Below are 22531 nucleotides of genomic sequence, written 5' to 3'. Positions count from 1 at the left end.
GATTTTCCGCAAAATATCAGTGAGTCAGTCGCTATCGGCCTCAATTGGCCAGGCCGGTCGTCAGGCCGCTACGAACTCAGCAGGCCCTGCTCGGCCAGGGCGTCGGCCAGTTCGCCGGGGGCGGTCCACAAGCGCGTATAGCCGGCCTCGCCCAGCCGCTTCAGCTCGGTGACCAGGTCGGCGCGAGCCGAGGCGGCGAAGCGGGCGTCGAAACCCTTGCCGTCGGCGCTGATGCGAACCATCGGCCGCCCGGTCTCGAGCCGGTGCAGGAACCCTTCGGACAGGACGGCCGCCTCGTCCTTCATCAGGCCGGTCTCGACCACGAGGCCCGCCTGACGGAGCCGTTCGGTGCCCCGGCCGGAGGCGAACGGCGAGGGATCCAGCGCCGCCACCACGACGCGGGCGATCTTCGCCTCGGCGAGGAACTGGGCGCAGGACGCCCGACCCGACGACCGGGCCCCGCAGGGCTCCAGCGTCACATAGGCGGTCGCGCCCTCGACCTCGGCGCCGGCAGCCGGCACGGCCTGTTCCTCGGCGTGGGGGCGTCCCCCCGCGGCCGTCGCAGCCTCGGCCAGCAGCCTGCCGTCCTTGACGATGACACAACCCACCGCCGGATTGGGCCAGGTCTCGCCCATCCGGTCCAGCGCCAGGTCGATGGCCCGGCGCATGAAGACATCATCGTCGCTCACGCCGCGACGGGCGGGGTCGTCGCTCATGAAATCGCCGGGAGTGCGGTGGCGCGGCCGGCGTCCAGATAACGGGCCGAAACGGGCTTCAGGTCGGCGTCCAGGTCGATGTCCAGCGGATTTCCGGTGGGGATCTCGACCCCGACGATCCGATCGTCGGGCACGTCGAACAGATGTTTGACGATGGCGCGCAGGGAATTGCCGTGGGCGGCGATCAGCACGTCCTCGCCGACCTTCAGACGCGGCGCGATGGCTTCGTTCCAGTAGGGCAGGACGCGGTCGAGCGTGGTCTTCAGGCTCTCGGTGTCGGGAATGGCCTGGCCGGCGTAGCGGGGATCGCCCGCGAAATCCCACTCGCTGCCCGCCTCCAGCGGCGGCGGCGGGATGTCGTAGCTGCGACGCCAGATCTTCACCTGGTCCTCGCCGTGCTTCAGGGCGGTCTCGGCCTTGTCCAGCCCGGTCAGGCCGCCGTAATGGCGCTCGTTCAGCCGCCAGTCCTCGATCACCGGCACAGCCTTCAGCCCGGCCGACGACAGGGCCAGGGCGCCGGTGCGTTTCGCCCGCGTCAGGACCGAGGTGAACATCACGGCGGGCTTGAACCCCGCCCCGGCGATCAGTTCGCCGCCACGCCGCGCCTGGGCCTCGCCCTCAGCGGTCAGGTCGACGTCGACCCAGCCCGTGAAACGGTTCTCGAGGTTCCATTGGCTCTGGCCGTGGCGCAACAGGATCAGGCGGGACATGGGTTCTCCGAAATTCACCTTTGGGGGTAGGGCGGCGTCCCGCGAGGGTCAAGCCGGAGGGCGTCGCACGGCCTTCGCAGTGCAGCGATATCAGGGCTCGGGCGTTGTTGTCCGCCTGCGTCCCTGCGTCTATACCGCCGCGACCGGAATCCCCCTGCCTTCAAGGACATCGCATGCTGAAGCCCCGCCAGGACCTGGTTCCGAACACCTTCGAATTCGAAACCATTCCCTTGGTCAAGCCGACAGGCTTCCGGGAATACGACGCGCGCTGGATTCTGGAAAAAGAGATAAACTTGCTCGGCATCCAGGCCCTCGGACTTGCGCTGGCCACCTATGTCCACGAGAGCGGCATCCAGCCGCGCATCGTCGTCGGGCACGACTTCCGCTCCTATTCCTCGACCGTGAAGCACGCCCTGATCATCGGCCTGCTGGAAGGCGGGATGGAGGTGCTGGACATCGGTCTGGCCCTGTCGCCGATGGCCTATTTCGGCCAGTTCGCGCTGGAGGCCCCCTGCGTCGCCATGGTCACCGCCTCGCACAACGAGAACGGCTGGACCGGCGTCAAGATGGGCACCAATCCGCCCGTCACCTTCGGCCCCGAGGAGATCGGCCGGCTCAAGGAGATCGTCCTTGAGGGAATCGGCGTCGCGCGGCCCGGCGGGCGTCTGGAGCGGGTCGAGAATTTCCGCGAGCCCTACCTTCAGGAGGTGGTCGGTTCGATCAGGCTGAGCCGCCCGCTGAAGGTGGTCTGCGCCTGCGGCAACGGCACGGCCGGCGCCTTCGCCCCCGAGGCCCTGCGCCGCATGGGCTGCGAGGTCATCGAGATGGACTGCGACCTCGACTATACCTTCCCCAAATACAATCCGAACCCCGAAGACCACGCCATGCTGATGCAGATGGCGGCGCGGGTGAAGGAGACCGGCGCCGACCTCGCCCTGGGCTTCGACGGCGACGGCGACCGCTGCGGCGTTGTGGACAACACCGGCGAGGAAATCTTCGCCGACAAGATCGGTCTGCTTCTGGCCCGCGACCTGTCGGCCCTGCATGCCAACGCCACCTTCGTCGTCGATGTGAAATCGACCGGCCTCTACAAGACCGACGAGGTGCTGAAGGCCAATGGCGCCACCACAGTCTACTGGAAGACCGGCCACTCCTACATCAAGCGCAAGACCGCCGAACTGGGCGCCCTGGCCGGGTTCGAGAAGTCGGGCCACTTCTTCCTCGCGAACCCGATCGGTCGTGGCTACGACGACGGACTGGTCGCCGCCGCCGCCGTCCTGCAGATGCTGGACCGCAATCCGGGCAAGACCCTGTCGCAGCTGAAGTCGTCCCTGCCCGACGCCTGGACCAGCCTGACCATGTCGCCCCACTGCGACGACGAGATCAAATACGACGTCCTGGCCAGGGTCGTGGCCGAATACGAGAAACTGGCAGCCGAGGGCGGCTCGATCCTGGGCCGCAAGATCGTCGAGGTCATCACGGTCAACGGCGCGCGGGTGCATCTGGAGGACGGATCGTGGGTCCTGGTCCGCGCCTCCTCGAACAAGCCGGAGATGGTCGTGGTGGTCGAGTCGATGCGGTCGGAAGACGATATGCGCGCCCTGTTCCACAAGGAGGTGAAGCCCCGCCTCGCCGCCCACCCCGAGGTCGGCGCCTACAACCAGGAAATCTGAGGCCTCCTTTCCCTTGCGCCGCGTCCGGACTCAAAAACAGACTCCGCCGAGTCCGGGGAGTCCGGATCGCACGCGGCCACACTTCAAAGCACCGTCCGAAGCGTCCGGATGACCCGAGCGTTTTTTACGTGAGGATGACGAGTGTAAGGGCGTTTCAGGCCGTGATGGATAAAAGGCCTCTCGTTAGAGTCGACGATTGATTTCCAAGGCGGATTCGGGCGATCCGTTGATGGGCATGGCCTCCAAAATCCGTGCATCCCCGCGAAGGCGGGGACCCAGGTTTTGAATCCATGATCGCTACCCCGTTGCTGAGGTTCGAAACTCTGCCGGTCCGGCAGACGGCTCAAGCCTGGGTCCCCGCCTTCGCGGGGATGCACGAGCATTTTCTGGCACGTGATTGATAGCTGGGCGGCAGACCCTGAAGTTTGACCCCCGGCCCGGCGCGGTCCAGAACCGCCGCAACGGGCGGGAGGCGGCGTGACGGGACGGATCGACAGGGTCGCCATAGTCGGGGGCGGCTTCTCGGGGGCCATGCTCGCGGCGCGGCTGGCCGAACGCGGGACCAACTCCATCCTGATCAACCGGACGCCGGACTTCGGTCTGGGCGTCGCCTATTCGACGCCGTTCGAAGGGCATCTGCTCAACGTCCGCTCCGCGCGGATGAGCGCCCTGGCCGACCGTCCCGATCATTTCGTCCGCTGGCTGGAGACCAATGCGCCCGACCATGCCGACCCGGAGGGGTTCGCGCCGCGGATGATCTTCGGCCGCTATGTCCAGGCGAGGCTGGCCGAGATCGAGACCGCCCATCCCGGCCGGATCGAACGCGTGGTCGGGGAGGTCGCGGGCCTGGAAGCTGGCGGCGTCGCCCTGTCCGACGGCCGCCGCATCGCCGCCGACGCCGTCGTCCTGACCACCGGCAATCCGGCCCCGCGCACGACCTCGGGCGAGGCGGGCGCGGTCATCTCCGATCCCTGGGCGCCGGGCGCGCTCGATCCCGTCGGCGCCGAAGACGACATCCTGATCGTCGGCACGGGCCTGACCATGGTCGATATGCTGCTGTCGCTGGAGGGACGCGGCTGGCGCGGGCGGGCGATGGCCCTGTCCCGACGCGGCCTGCTGCCCCGGGCGCACGGCGAGCTTCCCGATCCGCCTGCACGGGCATCGCCGGCCCTGTTGAACGGTCCGCTGTCCGCGCGTCTGGCCGAGGCGCGAAAGGTTTCGGCCCGCTCGGGCTGGCGCGAGATGATGGAGGGCCTGCGCCCCATCACCGCCGACCTGTGGGGCGAGGCCGATATCGCCACGCGCGGCCGGATCGTGCGCCACCTGCGGCCGTGGTGGGACGTCCACCGCCACCGGCTGGCGCCGCAGATCGGCGCCCATATCGACCGGCTGCTGGCCGAGGGTCGGCTCGCCGTCGTCTCCGGCCGGGTAAAGGCGATCACGGCCGATGCCGACGGCGTCCGTCTCGACTGGCGTCCGCGTCAGGGCCCGGCCCGGGAACCGCTGACCGCCCGCTGGCTGATCGACTGCACCGGCCCCGGCCATGCGCCCGAGGCCGATCCCGTGACCGGCCCCCTGCTGATCGACGGCCGGGCCCGGCTGGATCCGTTGCGGCTGGGGCTGGAGCTGGACGCCTCCGGCCGGGTGCTGGCGGCCGAAGGAGACGCCGATCCACGACTGTTCGTGCTCGGCCCGCCAGCCCGCGCCGCATTCTGGGAGACGATCGCCGTGCCGGATATCAGGAAGCGGATCGAGGATGTGGTCCTGGCGCTGGTGGCCTAACTCCAACAGACATCCCGGCCCCTTTCACCGTGCATCCCGGCGACGGCCGGGATCCAGATCAAGGACCAAAGCGGCCGGGATGTCGCACCGGGATCGCTGATCAAGCCACCGTCTTCTCCATCTGGACCCCGGCCTTCGCCGGGGTGCACGGTGAGATATCTAGCGGAAGGCGCCCTCGCGCAGGTTGATCCCATATTCAACACTGGCCTTGAGCGCCGGGAGCCTCCGGGAGCGGCCCATGCCGTTGCCACAGGACGCCTTCAGTCCGGTCGGAGGGGATCGAAGGGCGCGGTCAGGCCGGGCGGGCGCCCTCACCCGTCGAGCCCTCGACCGAGCCGGCGTCCGGTCTTCCCGCGCCCCAGACCGAGACCGCCGTCAGCAGCCCGACCATATTGATCGGCTTGGCCAGACAGTCGTCGATGCCCACAGCGGCATAGGTGGCGAGTTGTTCGGGCAGGGTGTTGGCGGTGACCGCGATGATCGGGACCGCACCCCTGGTGCTCGGCAGGGCCCGGATGCGCCGGGACGCCTCCACCCCGTCCATGACCGGCATGGCGATGTCCATCAGGATCAGGTCGAAGTCACCCTGTTCGACCGCCGTCAGACCCTGAAGCCCGTCATCGGCGGTCTCGCACCGGATGCCCTGGGTCGCCAGAATTGTGGCCACCAGGGTGCGGTTGTTTTCATTGTCATCGACATAGAGGACCGCTGGTCCGCTGTCGGGATCGCGCGTGGCGGGCGTTGCGGCCGGCGGCATTTCGGCCGGCCGCAGGACGCTCCCTTGCCCTTCCGGGACCATCACGTCCTGGTCCGACACGATGATCATCTCATTGACCAGCGTCAGCAGCCGCTGGCCCGCCTCGTGGATCCGTCCGGCCTGTTGCAGCGTCCGCTCCGGCAGGGCGTCGTGCGCCATCACCTCGGCGAAGCCGAGGATCGCGTTCAGCGGCGTGCGCAGCTCGTGCGACATGTCGGACAGGAACTGCTGGCGCGCCTCGGCCATGGCGGCCTTCTGTTCGGCGGCGGCGCGGGCCTGTTCGGCCTCGACCCGGGCGGTGACGTCCTGTTCGCTGAGCAGCAGGCCGATTTCGCCGGTCACCGGGTCCGGCACAGCGGTCAGGACCAGATGGTGCCAGCGAATTCCCTGTGCGGTGCGAATCTCGCACACATCGAAGGCGCTGTGGCCTTCCAGGGCGCGGGTCCGCAGACTTTCCACGGCCTCGGGCCGCACAAACCGCTCCGCATAGGCAAGGGTTTCGCTGCCGTAGGCGGTGAAGGCAGCGGGGTTGCAGAACAGGGCCCCGCCCTCCTGGTCAAACAGGGAAATGAGGGTGGGTGCATAGCGCAGCGCCTCGACGGCGCGCCGCTCGGCCGGCCCGACCTCGATCGGCGCAGCCTCGAACAGCAGGACGGGCCGATCGTCGGCGAGCACGAAGGTCGAGATCGTCGCCTTGACCGTGACCGGCTGCCCGTTTGGATAGAAGGTCCAGCGCTCGCTGACCGTTTCGCCGTCCGCCGTAACCTGCACCAGTCGCGCGGTCCGCGCCTTGACGGCGGGCGACAGGTCGGAGAAGTCCCGGGCCAGCAAGGCCTCGAGTGTCTCCGATCCCCAAAGGGCCAGGGCGGATGTGTTGGCGTACACCCCCTTGCTGGCCGCCGGGTCGAACATCCAGATCGGACGCCGCAGCCGGTCCCAGGCCAGGAACAGGGACGAGTCATCCAGGGCAGGGGTCGCGCTGTGCATGGGATCTGCCATGCCAGAGCGACCTGAATTATCATTTAAGTCCCGGTGATATCGGGTTAGCCCGCCGCCTTCACCGCCGCCGCGACCTCGGCCACGACCCGTTTCACCAGGGCCTCGTCGTCGCCCTCGGCCATGACGCGGATCAGTTTCTCGGTGCCGGAGGGGCGGACCAGCAGGCGGCCCTGTCCGGCCAGAGAGGCCTCGCCTTCGGCGATGGCGGCCTTGACCTTCGTGTCGTCCAAAGGCTTGCCGCCGGTGAAGCGCACGTTCTGGAGCAGCTGGGGCACGGGATCGAACTGTCGGGCCAGTTCGCTCATCGGCTTGCCGCTCTCGACCAGCACGGCGAGCACCTGAAGCGCCGCCATCAGGCCGTCGCCGGTGGTGGCGTGGTCGTGCAGGATCAGGTGGCCGGACTGTTCGCCGCCGAGGTTGAAGCCGCCCTCGCGCATCCGCTCCATGACGTAGCGGTCACCCACTTTCGTCCGCTCCAGCGTCAGGCCGTCGCCGGTCAGGGCGCGCTCGAGGCCGAGGTTGGACATGACGGTAGCGACCACGCCGCCGCCCCTGAGCACGCCGCGCCGGGCCCAGTCGCGGCCGATCAGGGCCATGATCTGGTCGCCGTCGACGACCTTGCCGGTCTCGTCGCAGATGATCAGCCGGTCGGCGTCGCCGTCCAGCGCGATGCCGATGTCGGCGCGGTACTGTTTGACCGCCGCCGCCAGCGTCGCCGGATAGGTCGAGCCGCAGTCGGCGTTGATGTTGGTCCCGTTGGGCGAGACGCCGACCGAACATACCTCGGCACCCAGCTCATAGAGGGTGGTCGGGGCGACCTTGTAGCCGGCGCCGTTGGCGCAATCGATGGCGATACGCAGGCCCTGCAGGCTCAGGGTCTTGGGGAAGGCGGCCTTGGCGATCTCGATATAGCGGGCCTGGGCGTCGTCGATCCGCTTGACCCGGCCCAGCCTGTCGGACGCCGCCAGCCCCTCGTTGAGGCCGTCGTCCATCATGGATTCGATCTTCAACTCGGTCTCGTCCGACAGCTTGTAGCCGTCAGGGCCGAACAGTTTGATGCCGTTGTCGGCATAGTCGTTGTGCGAGGCGGAAATCATCACGCCCAGATCGGCCCGCATCGACCGGGTCATCATCGCCACGCCCGGCGTCGGCAGGGGACCGAAGGTCAGGACGTCCATGCCGACCGAGGCGAAGCCGGCCACCAGGGCCGGCTCGATCATATAGCCCGACAGCCGGGTGTCCTTGCCGATCACCACCAGATGGCGACGGTCGTCGCCCGACATGAACAGCTTGCCCGCCGCCAGACCGACGCGCAGGGCGACCTCGGCCGTCATCGGACTGGTGTTCGCCTTGCCGCGAATGCCGTCCGTACCGAAATATTTGCGCTCGCCCATGTGCGGCCCTCCGCCGAAACCTGCCGAAACGCCTTTTTAGGTGTCGGCGTCCTAAGGCCGTCCTAGAGCAGACCATCCCGGCCGTCATCCTCGGCCGTAGACGACCCTGTGGCTGGAGCGACCTGGAATGTGCGGCATCATCGGCATCGTCGGAATCCAGCCGGTCTCGGATCGCCTGATCGAAAGCCTGAAGCGGCTGGAATACCGCGGCTACGACTCAGCCGGCATCGCTGCCCAGGTCAACGGGGTGCTGGAGCGCCGTCGCGCGCCCGGCAAGCTGAAGGAGCTGGAAAAGGTGCTGGCGGCGAATCCGCTGGTGGCCACGACCGGCATCGGCCACACCCGCTGGGCCACTCACGGGGCCCCGACCGAGGCCAACGCCCACCCGCACATCGCCGGACACGTGGCCGTCGTCCACAACGGCATCATCGAGAATTTCGCCGAGCTGAAGGCCGAGCTGATCGCCGCCGGCCGCGTCTTCTCGTCCCAGACCGACACCGAGGTGGTCGCCCACCTGCTGGATTCGGAGCTGGCGACCGGCCTGTCGCCGCTCGAAGCCTTCAAGGCGACGCTGGACCGGCTGTCGGGCGCCTTTGCCCTTTGCGTGCTCATCTCGGGCGAGGACGAGGTCATCCTGGCGGCGCGCAACGGCCCGCCCCTGGCCGTGGGTCACGGCGACGGAGAGATGTTCATCGGCTCCGACGGCCTGGCCCTGGGGCCGTTCACCAACAGGATCACCTATCTGGAAGACGGCGACTACGTCATCGCCACCCACGGCGGGGCCCGTATCTTCGACGCCTCGGGGTCGGAGGTCGCGCGGCCGATCAAGATCGTTCCCGCCTCCGCCGTCCTGATGGAGAAGGGCAATTACCGGCACTTCATGGAAAAGGAGATCCATGACCAGCCGGAGGGGTGCCAGCGCACCATCGCCGCCTATGTCGACACCCTGACCGATCGCACGACGGTGCCGGGCGTGGATTTCGCCGCCATCGACCGGATCCAGATCGTCGCCTGCGGCACGTCGTACATCGCCGGAATGATCGGCCGGTACCTGATCGAACAGCTGGCCGACCTGCCCGTGGACGTCGAGATCGCCTCGGAGTTCCGCTACCGGAACCCGTCGCTGCGGCCCAATGCGCTCGCCATCGCCATGTCGCAGTCGGGCGAGACCGCCGACACCCTGGCCGCCTTCCGTCATTGCGCGCAGGCCGGGATGAAGACGGCGGCCATCGTCAACGCCACGGAATCAACGATTGCCCGCGAGGCCGACGTCGTCTGGCCGATCCATTGCGGACCCGAGATCGGCGTCGCCTCGACCAAGGCTTTCACCGCCCAGGTCTCGGTCATGATCGCCATCGCCATCGCCGCGGCCAGGGCGCGCGGCCGGATCGACGAGGTCGAGGAACAGCGTCTGGTCAGCGTCCTGCTGGAGGCGCCGCGCCTGATCGCCGAGGCCATCGGTCTGGAGGACGCGCTGAAGGACATCGCCGTCGACATCGCCAAGGCGCGGGACGTCCTCTACCTCGGGCGCGGCCCGATGTCGGCCCTGGCCCTGGAGGGCGCGCTGAAGCTCAAGGAGATCAGCTATATCCACGCCGAAGGCTATGCCGCCGGCGAGCTGAAGCACGGCCCGATCGCCCTCGTCGACGAGGCCACCCCGATCATCATCCTGGCCCCCTATGATTCGTGGTTCGAAAAATCGGCCTCGAACATGAGCGAGGTCATGGCGCGCGGCGGTCAGGTGGTCTTCATCACCGACCCGGAAGGGGCGAAACACGCGCCCGCAGGCGCCAGGGTGGTGGTCACGGCCCCCGCCTGCGATCCGCTGATCTCGGCCCTGGTGATGGCCGCCCCGATCCAGCTGCTGGCCTATCACGTGGCCGTGGTGAAGGGCGCCGACGTGGATCAGCCGCGGAACCTGGCCAAGTCGGTGACGGTCGAATGATCTCTCCTCCCCGTCGCGTAGCGATGGGGAGGTGGATCTGTAGCGAAGCGAAGGAGACGGAGGGGTTCTCCGTGCACGAAGAACCCCTCCGTCAGCTCGCATTCGCCAAGCGGCGAACAGGGAGGAGACGAGCACGCACGACATACGTTAGGCTCCCTGCTGCTGTCTGGGAGCTTTCATGAGTTCGTCGTCGTCCCGCGTCCGCAAGGCCGTCCTTCCCGTCGCCGGTCTGGGCACGCGGGTGTTGCCCGCCGCCAAGACGACGCCGAAGAACATGCTCAATGTGTTCGACCGCCCCCTGCTGTCGCACATCGTCGAGGAGGCGCGCGCCTCCGGCATCGAGCACATGATCTTCGTGGTCGGACGCGGTCAGACCTCGATCGAGGACTATTTCGACCATGGCTACGAGGTCGAGGCGATCCTCAAGGCCAAGGGCAAGGACGACATCCTGGCCCAGATCCTGGCCGACCTGCCGCGTCCCGGCGAAATGAGCTTCGTGCGCCAGATGGCGCCCCTGGGTCTGGGCCACGCGGTCTTCTGCGCGCGCGATCTGATCGGCGACGAACCGTTTGCGGTCATCCTGCCCGACATGCTGATGATGGCGGAGACCCCGGCCCTGAAACAGGCGATCGAAGCCCACGACCAGACCGGCGGAAACATCGTCGTGGTCGAGCCGGCGCCCGAGGGAGAGACCCACAAATACGGCATCGTCGCCCTGGATGGGCAGGACGGGCGCCTGAACCGGATGACCGGCATGGTCGAGAAGCCGCCGCTGGGGTCCGAGCCGTCGAACCTGTTCATCTCCGGCCGCTATGTGCTGACGCCCGACATCTTCCCCCTGCTGGCCGACCAGCAATCGGGCGCCGGCGGCGAGATCCAGCTGACCGACGCCATGGCCCGGCTGATGAAGGTCAGGGACTTCCACGCGCTGGAATACGAGGGGACGACCTTCGACTGCGGCGATCCGGTGGGGCTGCTGAGGGCCAATGTCGCCTATGGGCTGAAGCATGCAAGCCTCGGCGCAGCGGCGCGTGCGGCGATCGCGCCCCTGCTTTAGGCAACAGCTCCGCTTTGCTCCGGTCCCCGCCTTCGGCTAGGCAAGGTTGGGGCGGAGGAAAAGACGCGATGAAGGTACTGGTTCTGGGCGGGGACGGCTTCTGCGGCTGGCCCACGGCGCTGCATCTGTCGGCCCGCGGCTGGGACGTGATCGTCGTCGACAACCTCAGCCGCCGGAACATCGACAACGAACTGGAGGTCCAGTCCCTGACCCCCATCCGGACCATGGGCGAGCGGATCGCCGCATGGAAGGACGTCAGCGGCCGCGACATCGGCTTTGTCAACATGACCGTCGGCAAGGAATTCGACCGCCTCGTCGCCCTGATCAAGGACGAAAAGCCCGACAGCGTCGTCCATTTCGCCGAACAGCGGGCCGCCCCCTATTCGATGAAGTCGGCGCGGCACAAGCTCTACACCGTCGACAACAACATCAACGCCACCAACCACCTGCTGGCCGCCATCGTCGAGAGCGGGCTGGACGTCCACCTGGCGCATCTGGGGACCATGGGGGTCTATGGCTACACCACCGCCGGGCTGCGCATCCCGGAAGGCTATCTGAAGGTCACGGTCCAGACCGACTTCGGCCCGACCGAACAGGAGATCCTGTTCCCGCCGAACCCGGGCTCGATCTACCATATGACCAAGACCCAGGACGCCCTGCTGTTCCAGTTCTACGCCAAGAACGACGGGGTCCGGATCACCGACCTGCACCAGGGCATCGTCTGGGGCGCCCAGACCGAAGAGACGAAACAGGACGAGCGGCTGATCAACCGGTTCGACTATGACGGCGACTACGGCACGGTGTTGAACCGGTTCCTGATGCAGGGCGCGCTCGGCTATCCGCTGACGGTGCATGGCACGGGCGGCCAGACGCGGGCCTTCATCCACATCCAGGACACCGTCCGCTGTGTCGAACTGGCCCTGAAGAACCCGCCGGAGAAGGGCGAACGGGTCAAGATCCTGAACCAGATGACCGAGAGCCGCCGGGTCCGCGACCTGGCCGCCATGGTCGCCGGGATGACGGGGGCCGAGGTCCACAATGTCGCCAATCCCCGTCTGGAGGCCGACGAGAACGAACTGGTCGTCGCCAACGACCAGTTCAGGGACCTGGGTCTGAAGCCGATCACCCTGGCCGAGGGGCTGATGGCGGACGTGACCGACATCGCACGCCGCTACGCCGACCGGGCCGATCGGTCGAAAATCCCCTGCGTCTCCGCCTGGAACGGCAAGCGGGCCGAGGCCTTGCGCACCGCGCCGGAACCCGCGCCGACGCCTGTTCCCACTCCCGCCAAGGCGCGGGCCGGCTGATCCCTGCAATGGCGCACGGGTCCCTGCTGATTTTCGGCACCGGCTATCTCGGCCGGGCGGTGCTGGCCGAGGCGGCGAAACGCGGCCTGTCAACGGCGGCGACCTCGCGCGACCCGGAACGCCGGGCTGCGCTGACGACCGACGGCGTCGCGGCCGTCGATCCTGCGGACATGGCGGCGCTGGCCACGGCGGTCAGCAAGGCTTCCGCCATCCTGATTACCGCCCCGCCGGAGGGCCACGGCTGTCCCGGGGCGAAAGCCCTGTTGCCCGCCCTGACCGAGGCGCAAGCCTATCCCGACTGGATCGGCTACGTCTCCTCGACAGCCGTCTATGGCGATCGCGACGGCGGCTGGGTGTTCGAGGACGACGCCCTGAACGCCGCCAGCCTGGAGGGCGCGCGCCGCGTCCGGGCCGAGGCGGACTGGCTGGACGCCGGGCGCGGCATGGGGCTGACGGTGCAGGTGTTCCGCCTGCCGGCCATCTACGGCCCCGGCCGGTCGGTGGTCGACCGGCTGCGCGACGGCTCGGCGAGGATCGTGCGCAAGCCCGGCCAGGTCTTCAACCGCATCTATGTCGACGACGCCGTCGCCGGTCTGTTCGCCTCAATGGACCGGCCCAGGCCCGGCGGGATCTACAACCTGACCGACGACGCCCCCTCGCCGGTCGATGTCGTCATGGCTGACGCCGCGCGGCGCATGGGATTGCCCCAGCCGCCCGAGGTCGACTGGACCGATCCGTCGGTGTCGGACGCGATGCGGCGCTTCTATCTCGATTCCAAACGCATCTCGAACGCCCGCGCCAAGGCCGAACTGGGCTGGCGCCCCGCCCACCCGACCTGGCGCGAGGGGCTGGAGGCGATTTTGGCTGGGTGATCGTGTCTCCTCCCCGCGCCGCAGGCGGGGGGAGGTGGATCCGGAGCGAAGCGGAGGAGACGGAGGGGTTCTTTCTGCATGCGGCCAGAACCCCTCTGTCAGCTCGCAAGGGCTCGCTGCCACCTCCCCATCAGCTACGCCGACAGGGGAGGAGACTTGCTGCCTAACCCACCCGCGGGGTCTTCAGCCTGCGCTTGTTCGCATGCGTGTCCGGCGCCGTGCCCAGGGCCTCCGGGATCTCGCCCTTGAAGTAGAACCGCTGCCACGCCTCTTTCGCCGCATCGGGATCGCCGGAGGCGAGGCGGGTGTTGAAATCCGTCCTCTGGCGGTTCCAGGCCTCGAACTGGCCCTTCATCACCGGGTTGGACTCCAGCGTGCGGATCACCGGCTGGACCGCCTCCATCTTGCGGTGCTCGACCAGGTGGATGAAGCAGAAGGGCTCGCCGCGCTCGAACTTCACGCGGCCCGGCCGGGTGAACAGCCAGTTCATGGTGAAGGGGAAGGGCAGCCAGTCGGTCTCGATCAGTCCGACCAGGGGCTGGATTCCGTCCTTCATGTGGTTGGGCGAGCCCCCGCAGATCATCCCCCAGCCCGGCGGCGTGCGGAACAGATACTGGGGGTGCATGGTCAGGACCCCGCGCGAGAAGTGCGAGGTGACGAAATGATCCAGCTCGGGCTGGGGCCGCTCGGGCGTGATGGTGATGTCGGCCTGCGACGGCCCGCCGTTCCACTCCGCCGTAAAGGTGAAGGGACACAGGATCTCCCACCCCGTGGTGTTGGCCATGGTCAGGGGCAGGCAGCGATACGGATGCCGGCTGACGAAGGCGTCCATCCAGTTCCGCGACTGGCGCCCGGGCACCAGATCCGGCGGCCGGGCCGACATGGGGTAGCATTCCAGTTCCAAGGCGACGCTCCGGGCGGTATCGAGGTGCATCACTCCTAGCCCGGCCAAGCATGACCGCTCAACCACTGCATGATCGCGACAGTCTGATCGCCTGGATGGCCGAGCGGGGCATCGAGCAGACAACCCACGACCACCCCGCCGTCTTCACCGTCGACGAGGGCCACGAGATCAAGGCCGCCATGCCCGGCGCCCACACCAAGAATCTGTTCCTCAAGGACAAGAAGGGCCGGCTGTGGCTGATCTCGGCGCGCCAGGACACGGTCATCGACCTGAAGGCCGCGCCCCGGACCATCGGCTCGGACCGGGTGTCGTTCGGCAATGAGGTCCTGATGCACGAGACCCTCGGCGTGCGGCCGGGCTCGGTGACGGCCCTGGGGCTCATCAACGACGTCGACCGACGGGTGACCTTCGTCATCGACCAGCGGCTTTGGGAGGCCGATATCGTCAACTTCCACCCCCTGACGAATACGGCGACCACGGCTCTGAGCCAGGCCGCGTTCCGGCGCTTGCTGGCCGAGATCGGGCGGGAACCGTTGGTGATCGACTTTTCAGGCAACGCCTCCGGCGACTTGCCGCAGGCGGCCTCCGCGACCATCTGAGCCCTACCGCGTTACAGCCCCGAGCTTCAAAGAGATCCGATGACCCTTGCCGATCCCCAGACCTCCGGAACCGACGACCTGATCAAGGACGGCTCCGACGCCGGCTTCATGGACGACGTGATCGCCCAGTCGAAGGTTCAGCCCGTCATTGTCGACTTCTGGGCCACCTGGTGCGGCCCGTGCCGGACCCTGACCCCCGCCCTGGAAAAACAGGTCCGGGCGGCCGGCGGCGCGGTCAAACTGGTCAAGATCGACGTCGACAAGAACCCCGCCTATGCTGGCCAGCTGAAGGTCCAGTCGATCCCGACCGTCTTCGCCTTCGTCGACGGCCAGCCGGTCGACGGCTTCCAGGGCGCGGTGCCGGAAAGCCAGATCAAGGCCTTCATCGAGAAGCTCTCGGGCGGCGCAGGCGTCAACACCGATGTCGAACAACTGCTGTCGCTCGGCGAGGAATCGCTGGGCCTCGATGATTTCGGCGGCGCGGCCCAGGCCTTCGCCCACGTCCTGACCATGGAGCCGGAAAACCAGAAGGCCATCGCCGGCATGGCGCGGGTCTATCTGGCAGGCGGCGACGCGGATCAGGCGCGCCAGACCATCGCCATGGCCCCGCAGGATTCCACCGAACCCTCGGTCGTCACGGTCCGGGCCCAGCTGGCCCTGTCGTCGAGCGCCCCGACCGGCGAGACCGCCGCGATCGAGGCCAGGGTGAAGGCCGATCCCAACGATCATCAGGCCCGCTACGACCTGGCCTTGGCCCAGGCGGCCGAAGGCGACCTGAAGGGCGCAGCGACCAGTTTGCTCGACATCGTGTCGGCCGATCGCGATTGGAACGACCAGGCGGCCAGGAAGCATCTTCTGGTCGTGTTCGAGGCCGCCGGCCTGTCGTCCGACATTTCAAAAGACGGCCGCCGCCGCCTGTCTTCCATTCTGTTTTCCTGAAGGACGTTCGATGGCCCAGGGCTATGTAAAGGCCGTTGACCTGCCCCAGGTGATCCCGGTGTTTCCGCTGCCGGGGGCCATCCTGCTGCCGCGCGGTCAGCTGCCGCTGAACATCTTCGAGCCGCGCTACCTGAACATGATCGACGACGCGATGGCGGGCGACCGGGTGCTGGGCCTGATCCAGCCGTCCGGCGGGCCGGCGCGGTTGCCCAGCCTTTCGGCGGTGGGGTGCGCCGGACGGATCACCAGCTTCGCGGAGACGTCCGACGGCCGCTATCTGGTCACCCTGACCGGGGTGGCGCGGTTCCGGGTAGCGTCGGAACTGCCGACCCAGACCCCCTATCGCCAAGTCCGCGCCGCCTTCGCTCCGTTCGAGGCCGACCTGTCCGCCCCCCACGGCGGCGAGGCGTTCGACCGCGAGGCCTTCCTCGCCGGGTTGAAACACTATCTCGAGCGGCGTCAGCTCGAGATCGACTGGGAGACGGCCGAGGCCGCGCCGCAGGAGGCCCTGATCAACAGCCTGTCGATGGCCCTGCCGTTCGAACCTGCGGAGAAACAGGCCCTGCTGGAATCTCAGGCGCTCGCCGACCGCGTCGAGGTCCTGACCACCCTGATGCGCATCGACGCGGCCGAGACCGGCGACGGCGACACGCCCACGTCGATGCAGTAAGCAGAACCCCCTCGACCCACAGAAGGACCGGGCTCAAGCAGCGAGCGCCCGCGGCGCAAGCGGTAGCCCTCTACAAAAAATGAGCGATGCTTTTCACACGCCGTCATCGGTCGACCCACGCCTGCTGGAAGTCCTCGTCTGCCCGGTCACGCGCGGACGGCTCGACTACGACCGCGAGGCCAACGAGCTGATCTCCAGGGGCGCCAAACTGGCCTTCCCGATCCGCGACGGCGTCCCGATCATGCTGCCGGAAGAGGCGCGGCCGCTCGATTAGAAATCCTCCCCCGTCGGGGGAGGTGGCACGCAGCGGAGCGGAGTGACGGAGGGGGCTCACCCCGGACACCGGCCTTTGCGGTCGACCCCCTCCACCACTTCGTGGTCCCCCTCCCCCGACGGGGGAGGACTTTAGACCAGCTCGCCCCTGAGCAGCTTCGGCAGATCGCCTGTCGCGCCGCCGGCCTCGCGCATGAAGGCGCGGCGCAGCGGGCCTATACGGTTCACCGCCGCCATGCCGAGGTCCCGCGCCAGTCGCACCGGAGCCACGTCGTTGGAGAACAGCCGCACGAAGCCGTCGAATCCGGCGGCCAGCGCCACATTGTCGAACCGGCGCCAGCGGGCGTAGCGGTCCAGCGTCACTGGCGAGCCGATGTCCTCGCCCAGCCGCATCGCCTCGATCAGCACCTCGGCGAGGGCGGCGGCGTCCTTCAGACCCATGTTGAGGCCCTGACCCGCGACCGGATGCACCCCGTGAGCCGCGTCGCCGATCAGGGCCGTGCGCGGGGCGGTCAGCTTCGTCGCCAGCTCCAGCCCCAGCGGATAGACGAAGCGCGGCCCCTCCGGCGTGGCGCCGTCGAGGAAATCGCCGAATCGACGGGTCAGGTGCGACTGGAAGGCTTCGTCGGAACAGGTCTTCAGCGCCTCGGCCGCCCGCGTGCTTTCGGTCCAGACCAGGCTGGCGCGCTGTTCGGTCAGGGGCAGGATGGCGAACGGGCCGCCGGGCAGGAAATATTCGTGGGCGACATTGCCGTGGTCGCGGCCCAGCCGGACCGTCGCCACCACGCCGGACTGACCATAGCCCCAGCCGACCGTCTCGATCCCGGCCGCCTTGCGCACCTTCGACCCTCGCCCCTCGGCGCCGACCACGACCGGGGCGCTGATGACCGAGCCGTCGGCCAGCGTCACGCGCGCGGCAGGGTTGGTCTGTTCGACCCCGACCACGGAACCGGGCGTGCGCAGATCAATGTCGGTCGCCGTCACCGCCCCGGCCAGGGCCGCCCGGATACGGCGGTTCTCGACCATATAGCCCAGGGGCTCGCCGCCGTTGGCGTCGCCGATCTCGTCGGCATCGAAGCGCAGGAAGGCCGGGGAGGCGGCCTTCGACGCCGCGCCCGGACGGCGTCCGTCGGTCACCAGAATTCGGTCCATGCGGCAGGCATGGGGCCGCAGACCGTCGCCGAGACCCAGCGCGTCCAGCATGCGGAACGTCGAGAATGCAATCGCCGTCGATCGCCCGTCGAAGGTCGGGGCCAGCTGGGCCGGGAAGGGTTGAGGATCGATCAGGACGACCTTCAGCCCGCCCCGCGCCGCGGCCAGGGCGAACGTCGCCCCTGCCATGCCGGCGCCGGCGACGATGACATCGTGGGTGTGGGGTGAGGCCATGGCCGCTTGTCGCGCCGTCCGGCGGGCGCGTCCAGTGGGCGTAATGTCTCCTCCCTGTTCGCCGCCTGGCGAAGGGGGGAGGAGACCATCTGTCGAGGTAAACAGCCCCTTAACCCCGAGCCTGCGACACTGGTCTGCTAGTCCGTCCGGAGCCCCTGCATGTCCGCAGCCCTCGCCATCAGCCAGCGCGCCATTCTGGGCGCTCTCATGATCTGGGAAGCCCCCTTCATGGTGCGGTTTCGTGGCGTGCTGCAGGCCCTGCTGGCGACTCTGCTGGTCGTCGCCCTGGTGTCGTGGAACCCCGCCGATCCCAGCCTGAACGCTGCGTCATCGATCGCCCCTACCAACTGGCTGGGAGCCAACGGCGCCCTGTTCGCCGATCTGTTCATGCAGTCGCTGGGCCTCGCCGCCTGGCCGGCGGCCGCCCTGACCGTCGCCTTCGGCCTGGCCGCCGCCATCGGCGACGCGATCCAGCAACGCCTCAAGCCCACGCCGCTCAAGGCCCTCGCCGCCTCGGGCGGGGTCCTCAGCCTGTCCGCCGCCCTCTCGGCGCTCGCCGCCCCGACCGCCTGGCCGCTCGCGGCCGGTCTCGGCGGTCTGTGGGGTGACGGGGTCATCGGCCTTGTCGACACAGGCTTCCGGGCCCTCGGCGTGCCCGGAGGCGCGATCATCGGCGGCGTCGCCTTCCTCGCCTTCGGCCTGTGGGCCTGCAGCTATGCCGTAGGTCTGCGACTCAGCGACTTCGCCGAGGGCGTCGCCTGGGCCTCGGGCCTGCGCCGGGCGCCCGAACCTGCCGGGCCTCAAACCGCCCGCCGTCGGCCGACCCGCCCCGAAACGGAGGTCGAGGCCGCGCCCGCCCGCGCCCCGCGTCGCGCACCCCGACTGGAAATGCCGCTCGACGACGAGGCCGGGCCCGACGCCCCCCTGCCCTGGGACGAACAGGGTCCCGTCACCCCGGCTCCGGCCTATCCGGCCCTCGCCCCGCGCACGGCTGAAAACGAGATCAAGGTCGCCGCGCCCAAGCCCGCCAAATCCTCGAAGAAGACGCTCGACGACGACCAGGCCGTGTTCGACTTCGTCCGGCCGGAGGGCGATTTCGACCTGCCTCCGCTCGGCATGCTGGCCAAGCCCCAGGCCCGCGTGGGGATGGTCGACGAGACGGCCCTGAAACAGAACGCCAGGATGCTGGAAGGTGTCCTCGCCGAGTTCGGGGTCAAGGGGGTGATCGACCAGATCCGCCCAGGCCCCGTCGTCACCCTGTACGAACTGGTCCCCGCGCCCGGCGTGAAGCACGGCCGCGTCGTCGCCCTGTCCGACGACATCGCCCGGTCGATGAGCGCCCGCGCCTGTCGCATCTCGGTGGTGCCGAACCGCAACGCCATCGGCATCGAACTGCCGAACCTGAAGCGCGAGACCGTCTATCTGAGGGACCTGCTGGCCTCGTCCGAATACGGCAAGCCGGCCCACATCCTGCCGCTGGCCCTGGGCGAGACCATCGGCGGCGACCCTTACGTGGCCGATCTGGCCCGCATGCCCCACCTGCTGATCGCCGGCACCACCGGCTCGGGCAAGTCGGTCGGGGTCAACGCCATGATCCTGTCGATCCTGTACCGGCTCTCGCCCGCCGAATGCCGCTTCATCATGATCGACCCCAAGATGCTGGAGCTGTCCGTCTATGACGGCATCCCGCACCTGCTGGCCCCTGTGGTCACCGATCCGAAGAAGGCCGTCGTCGCCCTGAAATGGACGGTGCGCGAGATGGAGGACCGCTATCGCCGCATGTCCAAGCTCGGCGTCCGCAACGTCGCCAGCTACAACGAGCGCGCCCGCGAAGCTCAAGCGAAAGGCGAGCATTTCGAACGCACGGTCCAGACCGGCTTCGACGACCAGGGCCGCCCGGTGTTCGAGTCCGAGAAGATCCGCCCCGAGCCCATGCCCTATCTGGTCGTGGTCATGGACGAGATGGCCGACCTGATGCTGGTCGCCGGCAAGGACGTCGAGGGCGCGGTCCAGCGTCTGGCCCAGATGGCCCGCGCCGCCGGCATCCACCTGATCATGGCGACACAGCGCCCGTCGGTCGACGTCATCACCGGCACGATCAAGGCCAATTTCCCGACCCGGATCAGCTTCCAGGTCACCTCCAAGATCGACAGCCGCACCATCCTGGGCGAGCAGGGCGCCGAACAGCTGCTGGGCCAGGGCGACATGCTCTACATGGCCGGCGGCGGCCGCATCACCCGCCTGCACGGGCCGTTCGTGACGGACCAGGAGGTCGAGGAAGTCTGCAAACACCTGCGCGCCCAGGCCGAGCCCGACTATCTCGACCTGATCACCGACGATCCCGACGGCGATGGGGACAACGCCATGGACGACGGCGGCAATGCATCGTCGGGCGACGACCTCTACGACCGCGCCGTGGCCGTGGTCACCCGCGACCGCAAGGCCTCGACCTCCTACGTCCAGCGCCGGCTGCAGATCGGCTACAACCGCGCCGCCTCACTGATCGAGCGGATGGAGCAGGAGGGCGTCGTCAGCCAGGCCAACCACGCGGGCAAGCGCGACATCCTGGCCGGTCCGCCGCCGATGGCGTGATCTTGCTCCTTCCCCGCAAAGAGGCGGGAGAAGGCTTTCGGGAACCTTTCGACCTGAACAGGGCTTCATCCCGGCGCCTGAATAAGGTCTAGCTGCCGTCATCGCCGCGCCGCGCTGGACCGGCACAACGGCAGCCTCGAAAACCATCCCGTCCTCCGGTCAAGCCGGGGGATGACGAAGGGAGAAAGACGACCATGACCCTGTCCCGCAGAGACCTAGGCTTCGGCCTCGCCGCCATCGCCGGCCTGTCCAGCATGGGGGCCGCCCTGCCCGCCAGCGCCCAGACGGCGCTGTCAGCGGAGGACCGCGCCACCCTGGCCACGGCCCAGACCTATCTGCAGAACCTGACCTCGGCCCAGGGCAACTTCGTCGAGACCGGCGCGGGAGGCCAGCGTCGCGAGGGCCGCTTCTATCTGCAGCGCCCCGGCAAGATGCGGTTCGAATACACCAATCCGGCGGGCCTGCTGGTCGTGTCGGACGGCGACAACGTCAAACGCTACGACCCTCGTCTGAACGTCTTCCGCCAGGTGCCTCTGGGCCTGACGCCGCTGTCGACCTTCCTGGCGCGCAATGTCCGCCTCGACCAGGGCGTGCGCATCGACCGCATCACCCGCATGCAGTCGGGCGCCTTCGCCATCACCGCCCGCGACGAAGGGCGTCCGAATGAAGGCTCGGTCATCCTGGCCTTCTCCGGCACGCCGCTGCGGCTGCAGGAATGGACCATCACGGACGCGCAAGGCGGCCGCACCCGGACCCAGTTGACCACTCTAACGCCAGCGTCGGGCCTGGCCGCCAGCCTGTTCCGCCTGACCGATCCGACCCGCCGACCCGGCCGTAACTGACGGATTCACGAATCGTGAACCGTGTTCGGCAGAGCACAGGCAACCATCCTCTCTTGGGGTTTGACTATTTCTATAGGGCGTGACACTTTGAGCACAGAGCGGCGGCGGCCGTTCCTGCGCCTTCGGACCTCATCCCCTCCCGATGGCGGCGAGAGAGAAACACCTTCACCCCCGGCGTCCGCGCCGGGGGTTTTCTTTTTCAGTGCGCGATCGCGAGCCCCCGGGTCGGATCTTCAACCCACCTCAGGCAAAACTTTGCGGTCGCTCACGGCTTGAGCGCGGCCCAGCTTGCGCTAGACGGGGTCCATGCTTCGCGTCGCCACCTGGAACATCAACTCCGTCCGCCTGCGCATCGGCCAGGTCGCGCGGTTCGTCGCCGAGGCGAACGTCGATGTCCTGTGCCTGCAGGAGATCAAATGCCTGGAGGACCAGTTCCCGCGGAACGCCTTCGTCGACATGGGCATGCCGCACCTGAAGATCGCGGGCCAGAAGGGCTGGCATGGCGTCGCCATCGCCTCGCGCCTGCCGATCGAACATTCGGACACCTTCCAGGCCTGCAAACTGGGTCACGCCCGCTGCGTCTCGGCCAGGGTCGCCGGCGTCGACATCCAGAATTTCTACATCCCGGCCGGCGGCGACGTACCGGACCGCGCGCTGAACCCGAAATTCGATCACAAGATGGATTTCTACGAACAGCTGACCGCGACGATCGCGCGCCAGGACCGTTCGTCGCGACTGCTGATGTGCGGCGACTTCAACATCGCCCCGAGCGAGTTCGACGTCTGGAACCACCGCTATATGTCGAAGATCGTCAGCCACACCCCGCTGGAGGTCGAGACCCTGAACCGGCTTCAGGCGACGGGCGGCTTCCGCGACGTGGTCCGCGACGCCTGGCCGGAGCCGCAGAAGCTGGCCTCATGGTGGAGCTATCGCGCCCAGGATTTCCGTGTGTCGCAGCGCGGCCTGCGCCTCGACCACATCTGGACCTCCCCGGGGCTGACGCCGTCGGTCGTGCCCGGCTCCGCGATCATCCACGAGCCCGTCCGCGCCTGGACCCAGCCCAGCGACCATTGCCCGATCACGGTGGATCTGGACCTCTAGCGCCGGCCTCCAG

At 68.2% G+C, this 22531-nt stretch carries 19 protein-coding genes; 13 read left to right on the top strand and 6 right to left on the bottom strand.

The genetic code is table 11. The features are described 5' to 3' along the window. Positions 1-68 precede the first annotated feature (68 nt). Together ACP7AB_RS04000 and gpmA are read right to left on the bottom strand one after the other, a co-directional pair. Positions 69-716, bottom strand: coding sequence for a bifunctional diaminohydroxyphosphoribosylaminopyrimidine deaminase/5-amino-6-(5-phosphoribosylamino)uracil reductase RibD (locus tag ACP7AB_RS04000; RefSeq protein ID WP_425990298.1), 648 nt, complete (start codon positions 714-716; stop codon positions 69-71). Then, positions 713-1426: a 2,3-diphosphoglycerate-dependent phosphoglycerate mutase gene (gpmA, locus tag ACP7AB_RS03995; protein ID WP_425990300.1), complete on the bottom strand. Its 714-nt coding sequence runs from the start codon at positions 1424-1426 to the stop codon at positions 713-715. The genes ACP7AB_RS04000 and gpmA overlap by 4 nt, the downstream gene beginning before the upstream one ends. A 173-nt stretch (positions 1427-1599) precedes the next feature. On the opposite strand from gpmA, the gene ACP7AB_RS03990 reads away from it, so the two are divergent. Both ACP7AB_RS03990 and ACP7AB_RS03985 read left to right on the top strand, forming a co-directional pair. Continuing rightward, complete coding sequence (locus ACP7AB_RS03990; protein WP_425990301.1) at positions 1600-3099, top strand: phosphomannomutase/phosphoglucomutase; 1500 nt, start codon at positions 1600-1602, stop codon at positions 3097-3099. A gap of 477 nt (positions 3100-3576) precedes the next feature. Beyond that, positions 3577-4881, top strand: a complete 1305-nt coding sequence (locus ACP7AB_RS03985) for an FAD/NAD(P)-binding protein (RefSeq protein ID WP_425990303.1) — start codon at positions 3577-3579, stop codon at positions 4879-4881. Between the two features lie 292 nt (positions 4882-5173). On the opposite strand, the gene ACP7AB_RS03980 is transcribed toward ACP7AB_RS03985, so the two are convergent. Both ACP7AB_RS03980 and glmM read right to left on the bottom strand, forming a co-directional pair. Then, on the bottom strand, positions 5174-6637 hold the full coding sequence (locus ACP7AB_RS03980) for a response regulator (protein ID WP_425990306.1): 1464 nt from the start codon (positions 6635-6637) through the stop codon (positions 5174-5176). 44 nt (positions 6638-6681) lie between these two features. Then, positions 6682-8031 (bottom strand): phosphoglucosamine mutase, encoded by a 1350-nt coding sequence (gene glmM, locus ACP7AB_RS03975; protein ID WP_425990308.1) that lies wholly within the window; start codon positions 8029-8031, stop codon positions 6682-6684. Positions 8032-8158: 127 nt separating this feature from the next. On the opposite strand from glmM, the gene glmS reads away from it, so the two are divergent. The 4 genes from glmS (at position 8159) to ACP7AB_RS03955 (ending at position 13212) form a co-directional block, all read left to right on the top strand. Beyond that, a complete protein-coding gene (glmS, locus tag ACP7AB_RS03970; protein WP_425990310.1) occupies positions 8159-9976 on the top strand; it encodes a glutamine--fructose-6-phosphate transaminase (isomerizing) in 1818 nt (605 codons plus the stop codon). Between the two features lie 178 nt (positions 9977-10154). Then, positions 10155-11033 carry a UTP--glucose-1-phosphate uridylyltransferase gene (locus tag ACP7AB_RS03965; RefSeq protein ID WP_425990312.1) on the top strand — a complete coding sequence of 293 codons (879 nt, stop codon included), beginning with the start codon at positions 10155-10157 and terminating at the stop codon, positions 11031-11033. 68 nt (positions 11034-11101) lie between these two features. Continuing rightward, positions 11102-12340 carry an NAD-dependent epimerase/dehydratase family protein gene (locus ACP7AB_RS03960; protein ID WP_425990313.1) on the top strand — a complete coding sequence of 413 codons (1239 nt, stop codon included), beginning with the start codon at positions 11102-11104 and terminating at the stop codon, positions 12338-12340. Positions 12341-12348: 8 nt separating this feature from the next. Further along, a complete protein-coding gene (locus tag ACP7AB_RS03955) occupies positions 12349-13212 on the top strand; it encodes an NAD-dependent epimerase/dehydratase family protein (protein WP_425990315.1) in 864 nt (287 codons plus the stop codon). A 163-nt stretch (positions 13213-13375) separates the two neighbouring features. Here the strand turns inward: ACP7AB_RS03955 and ACP7AB_RS03950 are convergent, their stop codons facing one another. Next, positions 13376-14116: a DUF6065 family protein gene (locus ACP7AB_RS03950; protein WP_425990487.1), complete on the bottom strand. Its 741-nt coding sequence runs from the start codon at positions 14114-14116 to the stop codon at positions 13376-13378. 50 nt (positions 14117-14166) lie between these two features. On the opposite strand from ACP7AB_RS03950, the gene ACP7AB_RS03945 reads away from it, so the two are divergent. The 4 genes from ACP7AB_RS03945 to ACP7AB_RS03930 all read left to right on the top strand — a co-directional run bounded on the left by ACP7AB_RS03945 (position 14167) and on the right by ACP7AB_RS03930 (position 16598). Next, positions 14167-14715 carry a prolyl-tRNA synthetase associated domain-containing protein gene (locus ACP7AB_RS03945; RefSeq protein WP_425990317.1) on the top strand — a complete coding sequence of 183 codons (549 nt, stop codon included), beginning with the start codon at positions 14167-14169 and terminating at the stop codon, positions 14713-14715. A gap of 39 nt (positions 14716-14754) precedes the next feature. Continuing rightward, positions 14755-15654, top strand: a complete 900-nt coding sequence (trxA, locus tag ACP7AB_RS03940) for a thioredoxin (protein WP_425990319.1) — start codon at positions 14755-14757, stop codon at positions 15652-15654. A gap of 10 nt (positions 15655-15664) precedes the next feature. Then, positions 15665-16324, top strand: coding sequence for an LON peptidase substrate-binding domain-containing protein (locus ACP7AB_RS03935; RefSeq protein ID WP_425990321.1), 660 nt, complete (start codon positions 15665-15667; stop codon positions 16322-16324). Between the two features lie 79 nt (positions 16325-16403). Beyond that, entirely contained in the window at positions 16404-16598 is a 195-nt protein-coding gene (locus tag ACP7AB_RS03930; RefSeq protein WP_425990323.1) for a Trm112 family protein, read from the top strand. A gap of 131 nt (positions 16599-16729) precedes the next feature. Here the strand turns inward: ACP7AB_RS03930 and ACP7AB_RS03925 are convergent, their stop codons facing one another. Further along, positions 16730-17983: a UbiH/UbiF/VisC/COQ6 family ubiquinone biosynthesis hydroxylase gene (locus ACP7AB_RS03925; RefSeq protein ID WP_425990325.1), complete on the bottom strand. Its 1254-nt coding sequence runs from the start codon at positions 17981-17983 to the stop codon at positions 16730-16732. 159 nt (positions 17984-18142) lie between these two features. Between ACP7AB_RS03925 and ACP7AB_RS03920 the strand changes: the two genes are divergently transcribed. From ACP7AB_RS03920 to ACP7AB_RS03910, 3 genes are all read left to right on the top strand, one after another. Next, a complete protein-coding gene (locus ACP7AB_RS03920; protein ID WP_425990327.1) occupies positions 18143-20575 on the top strand; it encodes a DNA translocase FtsK 4TM domain-containing protein in 2433 nt (810 codons plus the stop codon). Between the two features lie 194 nt (positions 20576-20769). Continuing rightward, on the top strand, positions 20770-21417 hold the full coding sequence (locus ACP7AB_RS03915) for a LolA family protein (RefSeq protein ID WP_425990329.1): 648 nt from the start codon (positions 20770-20772) through the stop codon (positions 21415-21417). A 306-nt stretch (positions 21418-21723) separates the two neighbouring features. After that, positions 21724-22518: an exodeoxyribonuclease III gene (locus tag ACP7AB_RS03910; protein ID WP_425990331.1), complete on the top strand. Its 795-nt coding sequence runs from the start codon at positions 21724-21726 to the stop codon at positions 22516-22518. Positions 22519-22531: the final 13 nt, after the last annotated feature.

The sequence above is a fragment of the Brevundimonas sp. TWP3-1-2b1 genome, from assembly GCF_049896165.1.
GTDB classification, from domain to species: domain Bacteria; phylum Pseudomonadota; class Alphaproteobacteria; order Caulobacterales; family Caulobacteraceae; genus Brevundimonas; species Brevundimonas subvibrioides_B.
The sequence above is the reverse complement of the archived record's forward strand: the minus strand, read 5'-3'. Positions and strand labels throughout refer to the sequence as shown.